The sequence below is a fragment of the Arthrobacter sp. H-02-3 genome, assembly GCF_003097355.1.
In the GTDB taxonomy this organism is placed as follows: domain Bacteria; phylum Actinomycetota; class Actinomycetes; order Actinomycetales; family Micrococcaceae; genus Arthrobacter; species Arthrobacter humicola.
In genome coordinates this window covers 454,745-468,208 of the sequence record NZ_PYUI01000001.1, presented here as the reverse complement: position 1 = coordinate 468,208, position 13,464 = coordinate 454,745, and the positions used below count along the sequence as shown (strand labels likewise).

General features: G+C 67.2%; 12 protein-coding genes. 7 read left to right on the top strand and 5 right to left on the bottom strand.

Translation table 11 applies throughout. From position 1 onward, the window contains the following. Positions 1-222 precede the first annotated feature (222 nt). Positions 223-1,056 carry a pyrroline-5-carboxylate reductase gene (proC, locus tag C9424_RS02230; protein ID WP_116765290.1) on the top strand — a complete coding sequence of 278 codons (834 nt, stop codon included), beginning with the start codon at positions 223-225 and terminating at the stop codon, positions 1,054-1,056. Between the two features lie 2 nt (positions 1,057-1,058). On the opposite strand, the gene C9424_RS02225 is transcribed toward proC, so the two are convergent. Next, the gene (locus C9424_RS02225) at positions 1,059-1,697 is read right to left on the bottom strand and encodes a potassium channel family protein (RefSeq protein ID WP_202615744.1); all 639 of its coding nucleotides are present in this window, start codon (positions 1,695-1,697) and stop codon (positions 1,059-1,061) included. Between the two features lie 40 nt (positions 1,698-1,737). After that, positions 1,738-3,171, bottom strand: a complete 1,434-nt coding sequence (locus tag C9424_RS02220; RefSeq protein ID WP_116765288.1) for a TrkH family potassium uptake protein — start codon at positions 3,169-3,171, stop codon at positions 1,738-1,740. A 118-nt stretch (positions 3,172-3,289) separates the two neighbouring features. On the opposite strand from C9424_RS02220, the gene C9424_RS02215 reads away from it, so the two are divergent. Together C9424_RS02215 and C9424_RS02210 are read left to right on the top strand one after the other, a co-directional pair. Continuing rightward, positions 3,290-4,513, top strand: coding sequence for an acetoin utilization protein AcuC (locus tag C9424_RS02215; protein ID WP_116765287.1), 1,224 nt, complete (start codon positions 3,290-3,292; stop codon positions 4,511-4,513). Between the two features lie 81 nt (positions 4,514-4,594). Beyond that, on the top strand, positions 4,595-5,149 hold the full coding sequence (locus tag C9424_RS02210) for an ArsR/SmtB family transcription factor (RefSeq protein ID WP_116765356.1): 555 nt from the start codon (positions 4,595-4,597) through the stop codon (positions 5,147-5,149). 83 nt (positions 5,150-5,232) lie between these two features. On the opposite strand, the gene C9424_RS02205 is transcribed toward C9424_RS02210, so the two are convergent. The 3 genes from C9424_RS02205 to C9424_RS02195 all read right to left on the bottom strand — a co-directional run bounded on the left by C9424_RS02205 (position 5,233) and on the right by C9424_RS02195 (position 10,518). Next, positions 5,233-6,579, bottom strand: coding sequence for an alpha-hydroxy acid oxidase (locus C9424_RS02205; protein WP_116765286.1), 1,347 nt, complete (start codon positions 6,577-6,579; stop codon positions 5,233-5,235). A gap of 153 nt (positions 6,580-6,732) precedes the next feature. Beyond that, positions 6,733-9,231: a beta-glucosidase family protein gene (locus C9424_RS02200; protein WP_116765285.1), complete on the bottom strand. Its 2,499-nt coding sequence runs from the start codon at positions 9,229-9,231 to the stop codon at positions 6,733-6,735. After that, positions 9,232-10,518 carry an MFS transporter gene (locus tag C9424_RS02195; protein WP_237563244.1) on the bottom strand — a complete coding sequence of 429 codons (1,287 nt, stop codon included), beginning with the start codon at positions 10,516-10,518 and terminating at the stop codon, positions 9,232-9,234. It lies immediately after the preceding gene. A 108-nt stretch (positions 10,519-10,626) separates the two neighbouring features. On the opposite strand from C9424_RS02195, the gene C9424_RS02190 reads away from it, so the two are divergent. The 4 genes from C9424_RS02190 (at position 10,627) to C9424_RS02175 (ending at position 13,460) form a co-directional block, all read left to right on the top strand. Continuing rightward, positions 10,627-11,217, top strand: a complete 591-nt coding sequence (locus tag C9424_RS02190; protein ID WP_116765284.1) for a TetR/AcrR family transcriptional regulator — start codon at positions 10,627-10,629, stop codon at positions 11,215-11,217. A gap of 363 nt (positions 11,218-11,580) precedes the next feature. Further along, positions 11,581-12,723, top strand: a complete 1,143-nt coding sequence (locus tag C9424_RS02185) for a 3-deoxy-7-phosphoheptulonate synthase (protein ID WP_116765283.1) — start codon at positions 11,581-11,583, stop codon at positions 12,721-12,723. Positions 12,724-12,934: 211 nt separating this feature from the next. Next, positions 12,935-13,156: a helix-turn-helix domain-containing protein gene (locus C9424_RS02180; RefSeq protein ID WP_116765282.1), complete on the top strand. Its 222-nt coding sequence runs from the start codon at positions 12,935-12,937 to the stop codon at positions 13,154-13,156. A gap of 205 nt (positions 13,157-13,361) precedes the next feature. Further along, the gene (locus tag C9424_RS02175) at positions 13,362-13,460 is read left to right on the top strand and encodes a 30S ribosomal protein bS22 (protein ID WP_003792170.1); all 99 of its coding nucleotides are present in this window, start codon (positions 13,362-13,364) and stop codon (positions 13,458-13,460) included. Positions 13,461-13,464: the final 4 nt, after the last annotated feature.

The following is a 13,464-nucleotide window of genomic DNA, read 5'->3' as shown; positions in this document are numbered from 1 at the left end:
TCGGAATGGGCGCCCGCTTAAACGGAAAAGGCACCGATGGTCCACTGCGGGAAAATGGGAAAACCCGCCGCAGACCACCGGTGCCACGCAGGCATCCGCATGCCTGCTGCATCACTCGCACCCTCAATGAGGTAATGACAACGCTAGGCTCCGAAGTTGTGCGCTGACTGCGGCCAAGGTGTGAGCTGGCTGGGAATCGGGCCGGACTGCAATGATGGGAGCATGAGCAACCGAATCGCATTCCTGGGCTGTGGATCAATGAACGAGGCAATCATGGGCGGCCTGATCGACGGCGGCGTCGATCCCGCCGACATCGTCGCGACGGTGCGCCGGGCTGACCGCGCGGCCGGGCTCGCAGAGCGCCATCACGGGATCACGGCCATCGCCGGCGAAGAAGAGCCCGAAAACAACAAACAGGCGGCCACCGGCTCCGGCGTCGTGATCCTGGGCGTCAAGCCGGCGGGCATCGCGGACCTGGCACGGGAAATCAGCGGTTCCCTCTCTCCGGACACGATCGTCATCAGCGTCGCAGCCGCCGTCTCCCTGGCGCAGCTCGAAGCCGTGCTGCCGGCCGGCCAGCCCGTCATCCGCACAATGCCGAACACTCCGGCGAAGCTCGGCCGCGGCATGGTCTCCGTCACCCCCGGAAGCAGCTGCTCGGCCGCGCAGCTCCAGCACGCGAAAGACATCCTCGCAGCCGCCGGCACGGTGGTGGAGGTTCCCGAAGAGCAGGTGGACGCCGTCTCGGCGATCAGCGGCTCGGGCCCGGCCTACGCCTTCTACCTGGCGGAAGCCATGGCGGCGGCCGGCGTCGAACTGGGCCTGGACCCGGAACTGTCGCTGCTGCTCGCCCGCGGGACCGTCGCGGGGGCCGGCTTCATGCTGGCCGAGCCCGGGGCGGACCCCGCATCGCTGCGCAAGGCGGTCACCAGCCCGAACGGCACCACGGAACGGGCCATCGCGACGTTTGATGAGCGCGGCCTGCCGGCCATCATCGCCGAGGGCGCCCGCGCGGCCGCCGCCCGCTCGGCCGAAATCACCCGCCAGCTCGGCTGAACTCAGGGGCGCGCGGCGAACCGTTCCAGCAAGTCCACGTGGCCCGAAACAATGAGCATGTCCCGTGAGGAAACCTTCGTCTCGGGCCGCGCATAGGTGAAGTCCTCGCCCGGAGACTTCACGCCCACAATCGTGACGCCGTACTTGGACCGGACCTTGGACTCGTCGAGCGTGAAGCCCACGGTTTCGCGCGGCGGGTACATCTTGACGATGGCGAAGTCGTCGTCGAATTCGATGAAGTCCAGCATGCGGCCCGAGACCAGGTGCGCGGCGCGGACGCCGGCGTCGGCTTCCGGGTAGATGACGTGGTTGGCGCCGATCCGGGTCAGGATCTTGCCGTGCGAGGGCGTGATCGCCTTGACCCAGAGGTGTTCGATCCCGAGGTCCACGAGGTTCACCGTGATCAGCACCGAGGATTCGATCGAGGTGCCCACGCCCACCACGGCGGAACTGAATTCCTGGGCGCCGAGCTGGCGGAGGGCGTCGATGTTGGTGGCGTCGGCTTCCACCACGTGCGTCAGGACGCCAGCCCACTTCTGGACCAGGGTGCGGTCGCGCTCGATGGCAAGCACCTCCCGGCCCTGCTTCACCAGCTGCTCTGCGGTGGATGCGCCAAAGCGGCCAAGCCCGATCACCAGCACGGGGGCATTGTGGGCGGGGCGGTTGACGGCGCCTGAGGAACTAGCCAATGATCGGTCTCTCTTCCGGGTAGTGGTACAGCTGGCTGCGCTGGCGCAGGGCCAGGGCGGCGGCGAGGGTGACCGTCCCGACACGCCCGGCAAACATGAGCACAGTGAGGACGTAAACCCCCGACGGCGGTAATTCGGCACTGAGATTGGTGCTCAAGCCCACCGTGGCGAAGGCGGAAATGGTTTCAAACAGGACCCGGTCCAGGGAGGCGCCGCTGATGTGCAGGAGCAGCAGGGCCGAGACCGAGACGAGGGTGGCGCCGGCGACGATCACCGAGATGGCCACGCGCATGGTGCCCTCCGGGATGGTCCGGCCGTAGATCTTGACATCGGCATCGCCGCGGGCCTCGGCGGCGATCGCCAGGAACATCACCGCAATGGTGGTGACCTTGATGCCGCCGGCCGTGGATGCCGAGCCGCCGCCGGCGAACATGAGGGCATCGGAGACCAGCATGGTGGTGGATTCCATGTTGTTCTGGTCCACAAGGTTGAAGCCGCCTGAACGCAGCATGACGGAGGCAAACAGCGAATGCGTGATCTTGTCGCCGAGGTCCATGCCCCCGATGGTGCGCAGGTTGTCCCATTCCAGGAGCCCCCAGAGGAGCGCCCCGGCGGCGAAGAGGATGAAGGACACCTGGATGGTCAGCTTGGTGTGCAGGTTCCATTTCTTCCACCGCAGCCCGTTCTGCTGCAGCACCATGACCACGGGGAAGCCCAGGCTGCCCAGGAACACACCGAGCATGAGCGGGATGAGGATCCAGAGATCGGTTTCGTAGGGGACGATTCCGTCCGAATGCGGAGTGAAGCCGGCGTTGTTGAACGACGAAATTGCGTAGAAGACGCCGTGCCAGAGGGCCTGCGGGAAACTCTCCCCGAGGATCAGGAAGCGGGGGACCAGGGCCAGCGCCAGTGCGCCCTCGATCACGACTGACGTCACGATCACGATCCGGAGCAGGGTACCGACCTCGCCGAGCCGGCCGGCGTTGTTCATGGCCTCCTGGGCAATCAGCTTACCGCGGACACCGAGTTTCTTGCTGACCATGAGCGCCAGCAGCGACGCGAGAGTCAGGGTGCCCAGGCCGCCCACGAAAATGCCGACCAGAATCACGAGCTGACCGAAGAAGGACCAATACGCGGCTGTGGAGACCACGGTCAGGCCTGTGACGCAGACGGCGGACACCGCCGTGAAGAGGGCCTCGTGCAGGGGTGTGACCTGTCCGGTGGCGGAAGCGATAGGCAGCGAAAGCAGCGTGGTGAAAACCACGATGACGATGCCGAACACTGTGAGGGCCAGGCGGGCCGGCGAGCTGTTCGCGATGCTGTCAATGAAGTCGCGCAGGCGTGTGAAGATCCACAGGCCGTCCCGCTCCGGCATGCCTGGCTGCCAGCTGGCCGGGCGCGTGGACCTCGACTGGCTTTGCGTCATGTTTTTCCTTGGTTGAAACTGCTTCCCTCAGTAGTAAACCACTAAAGTCCGCGTCATGACCGGGGGAGCGCGCCTGCGCACGCGGGAAGCAGGGGGACGCTCGGGTAGCCTGTGAGTGATGACATTCCTGCCCGGACTCTCTCAGGCCGCGCTGCCAACGACGGTGGTGTGGGCTCCTGCCATGACCGCCTACAACTTTGGCCACAGCCACCCGATGGCGCCCGAGCGCATGGAGCTCACGGCGAAGCTGGCCGGCAGCCTGGGACTGCTGGATCTGGAGCACGTAACGGTAGCTGCCCCGGAAGTCGCCGCCGACGAGGAACTGTGCGCGGTCCACAGCCCCGAGTTCGTAGCCGCCGTGCGGCGCGTGAGCGAAGATCCGGACACCCCCGATGAAGCCAGGGGCCTCGGAACCGAGGACGACCCCGCCTTTGCCGGCATGCACGAGGCCAGCGCCCGGCTGGCCGGCGGCTCCCTGCTGGCGGCCGCCGCCGTCCTGGACGGCAGCGCGGTGCGGGCCGTGAACTTCGGCGGCGGAATGCACCACGCCTCCCGGGACCGCGCAAGCGGTTTTTGCATCTACAACGACGCCGCCCTCGCGATCCAGCGACTGCTTGACGGCGGCATCCGGCGCGTCGCCTACGTCGACGTCGACGCCCATCACGGCGACGGTACGCAGAGCATTTTCTGGGACGATCCGCGCGTCCTGACGATTTCGCTGCACGAGTCCGGGCTGACTCTCTTCCCGGGCACCGGGTTTGCCAATGAGATCGGCGGCCCGGGGGCGCAGGGCAGCGCCGCGAACGTGGCCCTCCCGGCGGCCACCGGCGACGCCGGCTGGCTGCGGGCCTTCCACGCCGTCGTGCCGCAACTCATCGGCGCGTTCGAACCGGAAGTCATCGTGAGCCAGCACGGGTGCGACTCGCACCGGCTTGACCCGCTCACCCATCTGAACATCAGCGTGGACGGCCAGCGTGAGGCCGCCACCGCGATCGGCAATCTCGCCGCGCGCTACTGCGACAACCGCTGGATTTCCACGGGCGGCGGCGGCTACAACGTCGTCAGCGTGGTGCCGCGCTCCTGGAGCCATCTCATCGCCATCGCCGCCGGCCGGCCTGTCCCCCTGCGCACCCCGGTTCCGGAGGACTGGCGGCGCTACGTCAGGGACAAGTACGGGGCCAAGTTCGGCGTGGAGCCCCCTGAACTGATGGGCGACGACGTCGACGTCTGGTGGCGGTCCTGGGAAGTGGGGTTCGACCCCAACGACGCGGTGGACCGCACCATCATGGCCACCCGCAAAGAAGTGTTTCCCCTGCATGGATTGGACCCCTGGTTCGACTAGCTCCGCGCCGCGGATCAGGCTAAGCGGCAGCCCGCCAATTTGTGGATGCCATCTGGCGTATATGTCGCTAGTGTGGAGGACATGGTGACAGACGACGTATTTGCCGTCATTGCTGAGGCAACCAGGCGTGACATTCTGGTGGCCCTCCGCAAGGGGGATAAGGCAGTGGGGGAATTGGTCCAGGAGCTTGATGCAAGCCAGCCCACCATTTCAAAACATCTCAAGGTCCTCCGGGAAGCGGACCTGGTGAGCATGCGCGCCCAGGGCCAGAAGCGCTACTATGCGCTCAACCCGAAGCCCCTTGCCGGCGTTGCCAACTGGCTGCAGACCTTCGACGTCGTCCCAGCAGCGGCCCCGGACACGGCACCGGCCCGCCACCCCGAATCCAGCCCCACAGCGGTGCCGGACAGCCTGGCGGCCGCGGCCGCCCCGCAGCCGTCACCGGCCGCCCCGCAGCCGGCGGCGGCACTGGCCGGCCGCCCTGCCGGCAGCCCGCTGAGCCCCGCCGTCGTTATCCCGGTGGGAACCGCCGGCGAGGATAAGATGCCCCAGCAGATCGGGCGGACCGTGGGCCGCGCCGCCACCAAGGCCGCGGACCTCCTCGCCAACCTGCCCAAGTTCGGCCGCAAGAAGTAGCCCTCCGGCCTCCCGTCTTGTGTTGGCGGTTCGCGCCAGTGCCCGGCGCCAACTCTGCCGCGAAATGCCGTCTCGGAGCGGGCTTACCCCTTGAGGATCCGTACGTGGTCCGGGGTGAGGTCCGCGATGCGGCTCACGCCCAGCAGGGCCATGGTGCGTTGCATGTCCTTCTCCAGGATCTGGAGGGCGCGGTCGACGCCGGCGCGGCCGCCGGCCATGAGTCCGTAGAGGTAGGCGCGGCCGATCAGCGTGAAGTCGGCGCCCAGGGCGAGGGCGGCGATGATGTCCGCGCCGCTCATGATGCCGGTGTCCAGGATGATCGCGGCGTCGCTTCGGTCCGCTTTCAGGGCGGCGGAGACTTCGGGGAGCAGGTGGAAGGGGATCGGTGCCCGGTCCAGCTGGCGGCCGCCGTGGTTGGAGAGCACGATCCCGTCCGCGCCGTGGCCCACCACCTTGCGGGCGTCCTCTACCGTCTGGATGCCCTTGACCACGAGCTTGCCCTTCCAGGTCTCGCGGAGCCAGTCGAGGTCGGCGAAGGTCAGGGTGGGGTCGAACATGGAGTTGATCAGGTCCGCGACCGTGCCCGTGTAGCGGGAGAGCGAGGCGAAGGTCAGAGGCTCGTGGGTGAGGAAATTGAACCACCATGCGGGCCGGTAGGAGGCGTCCAGGACGGTCTTGAGCGTCAGTGCGGGCGGGATGGTCATGCCGTTGCGGACGTCCCGGAGGCGGGCGCCGGCGACGGCGGTGTCCACCGTGACCATGAGGGTGTCGTTGCCGGCCGTGGCGGCGCGCTGGATCAGTTCCAGGGACCGGTCCCGGTCCGTCCAGAGGTAGAGCTGGAACCAGTTGCGGCCGGCCGGTGCGGCGGTGGCGACGTCCTCGATGGACGCCGTGCCCATGGTGGAGAGGGTGTACGGGATGCCGGCGGCTTCGGCGGCCCGGGAGCCGGCGTATTCGCCTTCGGACTGCATCATCCGGGTGAATCCCGTGGGCGCGATGCCCACCGGCAGCCGGGACGGCCCGCCCAGGATCTCGGTGCTGAGGTCGATGCTGGAGACGTCGCGCAGGATGCCGGGACGGAATTCGATGTCCAGGAAGGCCTGGCGGGCGCGGCGGAGGGTGATTTCAGCCTCGGCGGCGCCGTCGGTGTAGTCGAACGGCGCCTGGGGTGTGCGGCGCTTGGCGATGTCGCGCAGGTCCCAGATGGTGCTCGCGCGGCGCAGCCGGGCGGCCCGGCTGAACTCCGGCTTCTTGAACTGCATCAGGGGCGCGAGGTCGGCGTACCTGGGCACGCGGCGCCTCAGCGCCGCCGGAACGGCCCCGGGGCCGGCCTGCCCGAATGCACGGGCGCCGGGCGCCCGGATGTCCGGCGCCGTCGCGCTCGGCGTTGTGGGGGCCTCTGGGTTCTCGGGCGGGAAGGTCTGCGTCATGGCTTCCTCCAAAGCGGTCGGATGCTCGTGTTGGGGTCCTTTCACACTCTAGGGGGTGGCCGGTGGTGACGAGGGACGCGGTTGGCGGCAGCGCCGGTAATGGGCACTGCCGCCAACTGCTCCTTCGCCAAGCGTCGGGCGGGCCGAAAGGCCTTAGCGCAGTTCGATGTCCAGGGTCTGGAAATCATCGGCCGAGTGGCGGCCTACCAGCAGCCGGAAGGTTCCGGGCTCAAACTGCCAGCCGCCGTCGTAGTGGCCGAACGCCTTGGCCGGGATCCGGACTTCAACGCTCTCCGTTCCGCCGGGCGCGAGGTGTGTTCCGGCGTAGCCGGCCAGCCAGCGGACCGGCCGCTCCACGGCGGAGTCGGCGCGGTCCAGATAGACCTGGACGATTTCCCGGCCGGTGCGCGTGCCCGTGTTCCGGACCGGCACGTGCACCACCACGTCCTGGTTGGCGGGAACGGATGCCGGAGCGTGCGGGCTGCCGACGTCGAACGTGGTGTACCCGAGGCCGAATCCGAACGGCAGGGCCGGCGCAGCTCCGCCGTTGGCCTGCTGCCGGAGCCACGCGCGGTAGCCGATGTGGATCCCCTCGGAATACACCACCTTGCCGTCGACGGGGCTGGTGGCGAGCACCGGAACGTCCGCCAAAGCCGCAGGCCAGGTGGTGGGCAGCCGGCCGCCGGGCTCCTCGGCGCCGAGCAGGATATCGGCGACTGCGGTGCCGAACTCCTGGCCGCCGAACCAGCCCAGCAGGACCGCGTCAACCTTGTCCAGCCACGGCATGAGTACCGGCGAACCGGAGTTGACCACAACTACCGTGCGCGGATTGGCCGCGGCTACGGCTTCCACGAGCTGGTTCTGCCGGCCGGGCAGGTCAAGGTCCTTGCGGTCGAAACCCTCGGATTCGATCGCCGCGTTGGTGCCAACCACCACCACCGCGACGTCGGCGTCCCGTGCGGCGTCCACGGCAGCGTCGATCTCCGCCTGGGGATCCGTGACCACGGTTTCCTCGCCCAGCAGGATGGCCGTGAACGGGATGACCTGCTGCTTCGGCAGCTGGTATTCGGCGTCGATCCGGACCCTCCGGTCGGCCGCGGCCTCAAGGGCGTGGACGGTCTTGGGCGGGTCGAACAATGCGGCGCCAAGGACGTCGGTGTCGTCCTCGAGCTCACCGTTGAACACTTCATCCCCGTCGAGGGCGAGCCGGATCTGACCGACGGTCCCTACGCCGAGGTGGTGGATACCGGCCGTTTCCGCGGTCCAGTCGGCCTGCATCCGGATGGCTGCGGTGCCGTCGGGAATGCCCACGCCGAACCAGATCAGATGTGAGGCAAGGCGGTCTTCGCCCGAGATCTCCGTTCCGTCCGCTGTGAGGAAAGTGACCCGGATTCCGGGCACACCTGATACCGGGTTGTGAAGCGAGGTGCGCGGGAACGCCTGAAGGCCTTCCGCCACCTTGGCGCCGCGGGCATAGGTGACGTCGACGCCGTCGGGCAGCGCCTTTCGCAGTCCCTCCAGCGGCGAGACGGTGTATTTGGGCATGACGGTGGCGCTGCCCCCGCCCTGCGTGCGCGCCTCCTCGGCGTTGTGGCCGATCACTGCCACGCTGCCCAGCTTCGCGGCGTCCAGCGGCAGGATTCCGCCCTCGTTACGGACCAGTACCGCGCCACGGACAGCCACTTCACGGGCGACGGCGGCGCCGTTCAACTGTGCAGGCAGGTCCGTCACGGCCGGCGTGAATCCCTCGATGGAACCCACGCGGGCGGCAAGCCGCAAGATGCGGGTCACTTTTTCCAGGATGGCGTCCCGGCTGACCCGGCCGTCGTTCACGGCCGCCAGCAGCTTCGGGCCCCAGTGACCCACAGGTCCCGGCATTTCCAGGTCCTGGTGCGCATTGGCAGCCTCCACGGACCGGACCCCGGTCCAGTCAGACACGACGACGCCGTCGAAGCCCCATTCCGTGGCGAGCGGCGTCTCGAGGAGTTTGTTTTCGCTGGCCGTGGTGCCGTTGATGGAGTTGTACGAGCTCATCACGAGCCAGGCGCGGGCTTCGGTGATGGCGTCTTCGAAGGCGGCGAGGTAGAGCTCGCGGAGCGGGCGCTCGGCCACGACGGAATCCGATGTGAAACGCTCCGTCTCGGCCTCGTTGGCGAGGTAGTGCTTCGGGGTGGCGCCCACGCCCATGGACTGCACGCCGGAGACGTACCCGGCGGCCAGCGTCGCGGTGAGCCGGGGATCTTCGCTCATGCACTCGAAGTGCCGACCGCCCAGCGGCGAGCGCTGGAGGTTGATAGTGGGGCCGAGGACGGCGTGGACGCCCTTGCGCCGGGCCTCCTGCCCGAGTACCTGACCGTAGCGGCGGGCGGTTTCAACGCTCCACGTCGCGGACAGGGCGGAGGACGAGGGCAGCGAGACGGAGTCGTGGCGCTCATCGAAGTCCTCGCCGCGGACGCCGGCGGGGCCGTCGGACATGACGACGCGGCTGAGCCCGATTTCGGGGATGGCGTGCGTGGACCACACATCCGCTCCGGTCAGCAGCTGGATCTGCTGCTCCAGGCTCAGACCGGCAGCGAGCTCGCGGATCCGGGCCTCCGCATCCGGCGAATCCGGGGAGAGGGCCAGGACGGCAGGGGATAGCGAGGGGTTCATTTACTTGACTCCTTTGATACGGGTGACAAGGATCGCCCCGATGATGCCGACGACGGCGCCGCCGAGGAACAGTGCGGGGTATCCGCCCAAGGCGATCACGGGGAAGGCGACGGCGGGCACCAGGGACTGGGGAAGCGCCTGGGCAATGTTGAACACGCCGAAGGTCTTGGCGTTTTCAGACTGGGTACCCGGCAGGAGGTCGGCGATGAGGGCGACGTCCACGGCGCCGAAGCAGCCCAGGCCCAGTCCGGCGATGGCCTGGCCCACCAGGACCTGGTCGGTGGTGCTGGACGTGGCGATGACGATAAGGCCCACCATGATGATGAGGGCCGAGGCGATCACCATGCCCTTTCGCTTGCCGATCCTGTCGCTGAGCCAACCGCCGGCCACGCTGGTGAGCACCGTGCCGGCGGAACTGATCAGCGTTGCCTGGAAGACCAGGGTGGTGACCTGGGTCGGGGCCACGTGGAGCTGGTCGGTGAAGAAGTACGGCAGATAGAGCAGGGCCGCGCAGTAGCCCACATAGACCATGAACTTGGTCAGCCAGGCCCAGCCCAGGCCAGGGTAGGTGCGGGGGTTGAAGTAGAACGAACCCAAGATCTCCTTGAGGTTCAGCGGAGCGGGCTTCTCGGTGAGGACACGGTCCTTGAAAGTGAAGGCGAAGCCGATGGCCAGGGCGGTCCCCACGACGCCGGGAACAACGGCCATCTGCAGGGCATTGTCGAAGAGCTGCGCGAAGAACGCCGCGGCCACAAGCCCGACGGACAGGGTCATGCCGATGAGCCCGGACAGGCGGCCGCGTTCCGACGGGGCGGCCTGGTCCGGAAGGGTGGCCACCAGCGCCGCGAGTGCCGCGTTGAAGCCTAGCTGGGCAAAGATCCACGCGACCAGGACCCCCGTGACAGTGGTGGCCGAACCCAAAAAGAAGAGCGCAACAAGCCCGGTCAGCGCCCCGCCGATGATCCACGGCTTGCGCATTCCGAAGCGGGACGTCGTGCGGTCACTCAGCCGGCCGAAGAACGGATTGGCGAGAAGGGCGACGATGGCGCCGACGCCGGCGACAAGGCTCAGTGCACCGGCGCGCGTGTCCGGCGTGGTGATTTCGGAAACCTTGATGGCCAGAACAACGATGGCCGGCGCAAGCACCGCCATCCACAGACCGGCGCTCGCGATCGGCATCCCGATCACGTAGGCGCGGGAAGCCTTGCTGATTGACGGTTCCAGGCTGCTGGGAGCCTGATGGGCGGCCTGAGCCGCTGAATCCTGGTTGATGGTCCTGACGGCCACATTGCCTCCTGACGAAAAGTGGCCCTCCGTTGGGCCCGGGAATGATCGTAACCATAAAAACCGAGTACGACTAGGTTTTAAGACAAAAAGGTGAAATAAACTGTGTCAATGTCAATCTCGAAGCCGCGCGGGCCCTACGCCAAAGGAGCGGAACGCCGCGAGCAGATCGTTCGGACAGCGACCGATGTGTTCGCCACAGAAGGCTTTGAGGGCACTGCCCTGAAGCGCGTCGCCGAACTCGTCGGCGTGAAAGAGGCAACACTTTTCCACTACTTCACTGGCAAACAGGAACTCCTGACGGCCGTGCTGGCCGAACGGGACCGGCGCAGCCGGGAAGCCGGGGGGATGGGGGACGCGGGGCTGTCTTCCCTCGCCGTCGTTGCCGAGCGAAACCGCCGCGAACCGGGCCTCACTACTCTGTACGCCGTGGCGTCGGCGACCGCCAACGACCCCGGACATGATTCCCACGGCTATTTCCAGGACAGGTACGCGCAGCTGGTCGAGGAATTGCGGCAGGACATCGCGCACCGCCAGGGTGCGGGTTCGGTGCGGACGGACGTTGCGCCGGACATCCTGGCCAGGTTGGTGATCGCAGCGTTTGACGGCCTGCAGCTGCAGTGGCTCTACGACAAGGACGTGGACATGGCGGACGGCTTGACCCAGCTTGTCGACGTCCTGCTGGCCCCGCCGGCGGCCTGATCCCGAGCCTGCCCCGAGATGACACTTCGCGGCAGCATCGACCCGCAAGATAGCGCCGTGATCTGCCGTCTCGACGACGTGGGGCGGCCGGGGAGCTGGGGTGGCCCGCCGGCTGGGTGGCGGCGGTGCCGGCGAAATGTTACGCCCGGCGTTTGCCCCTGCCTCGGCTCCGGGGCTATGGTCGACGCTATGACTAACCGTTGGTATGCGTATTTTTCGTTGGCTCTGGAGGGGCCCGCGTCTAACTGACACGCATCCAACTTTCCTTCAGAGCCAACAGGGCAGAGATCATTCTCTGCCCTTCGCCATTTCTCCGGCGGGTTCTGATCAGGGCCCGCTCCGCACCCGGAACAGGACCCGAACATGAGCATCGAAGCAGCCGCCGACACCCAGCAATCCACCTCGAACCTGCGCGTCAGCGAGTTCACCCCGCTGCCCACCCCGCAGGACCTCATGGCGGAACTGCCGCTGGAGGCCCGCATGGCCGAGGTGGTGGGACGAAGCCGCGACGAGGTCCGAGCCATCATGGACGGCGTCGATGACCGGCTGCTGGTGATCGTGGGTCCGTGCTCCATTCACGACCCCAAGGCCGGCCTCGAATACGCCCGCCGGCTGGTGAGCCAGGCAGAAAAGCACCGTGAAGACCTGCTGATCGTCATGCGCACGTACTTCGAAAAGCCGCGCACCACGGTCGGCTGGAAAGGCCTGATCAACGACCCCCGGCTGGACGGCAGCCACGACATCGCCGCAGGCCTGCGCGCGGCCCGGTCATTCCTGCGGCAGGTCACCGCGCTCGGCCTGCCCACGGCCACCGAGTTCCTCGAGCCCATCAGCCCGCAGTACGTCGCGGACCTCGTCTCCTGGGGCGCAATCGGCGCCCGCACCACGGAGAGCCAGATCCACCGCCAGCTGGCCTCCGGGCTGTCCATGCCGATCGGGTTCAAGAACGGGACCGACGGCGACCTCCAGGTGGCGCTGGACGCCTGCAGCGCCGCCGCGGCCGCCCAGGCGTTCCTCGGGATCGACGACGACGGCAGGGCCGCGCTCGTGGCCACCGCCGGCAATCCGGACACCCACATCATCCTCCGCGGCGGACGCAAGGGACCCAACTACTCCGCCGCCGACGTTGAGGCCACGTCGGCCAAGCTGGCCGCGAAGCAATTGAACCCCCGGCTGATCGTCGACGCCAGCCACGCCAACAGCGGCAAGAACCACCACCGCCAGGCCGAGGTCGCCCTCGAAATCGGATCCCAGCTGGAAAGCGCCGGAGCCGCTGCCGGGGCCATCGCCGGCGTCATGCTGGAGAGCTTCCTGGTGGGCGGGGCACAGAACCTGGACGTCAACGCCTCGGCCAACGCCGCCGGCACAGCCGAAGAACCAGGCTCGGGGCGGGACGAATTGGTCTACGGCCAGAGCGTCACGGACGCCTGCATGGACTGGGACGTAACGGCGTCGGTGCTCGGCCAACTGGCGGCCTCGGCCCGCACGCGCCGGACCCGCGCCTGAGGCCGCAACCCGGACCAGGGAACGGGGTGCCGGCGCGGCCAGCATTTCGAGATTCCTGCGGAAAGTGCGTGGGTATTCCTGCGGAAGCCTTTCACATTGGCACCATGAGCAACTACAGTTGCTTTCACATGGTTGTTTGATGGCTCAGCATCGGCACACCGCCATGGCATCAGGTGGGGCTGCCGTTCGCTTGAGCAAAGGAATAAGGGAAATGTCTACGGAGGCCAACTTCTCCAAAGCCCGTTTTTTGACCGTGGCTGAGGTCGCGGAACTCATGCGGGTATCAAAGATGACTGTGTACCGTCTGGTGCATTCGGGGGAGATGCCGGCCGTTCGCTTCGGCCGCTCCTACCGTGTACCGGAGAACGCCGTCGAGCAGTACCTCAAGGGTGCTGTCGTCGACTCGAGCGACGGCCACGCCGGGACTGGTTAAACAGTCCGCAACATCTTTCTCAGCGTGAATTGACTGCTTTGGGGCCCGCATACGACCCGCGGTCGTGGGGTGCCCCGGAGAGGCGGTACCCTGTTAAGGAACGTTTTACGTCATTGTAAGAACCTGTCAGTTGTTTCAGTCTGCTGCTTAGCCCGCGGACCCTTCCCAACAGGCAGGTACTGCATCTAGCCGGTAAGGAACTTTCGTGGGTTCAGTTATTAAGAAGCGTCGCAAGCGTATGGCCAAGAAGAAGCACCGCAAGCTGCTTCGCAAGACGCGCCACCAGCGTCGCAATAAGAAGTAGCAAT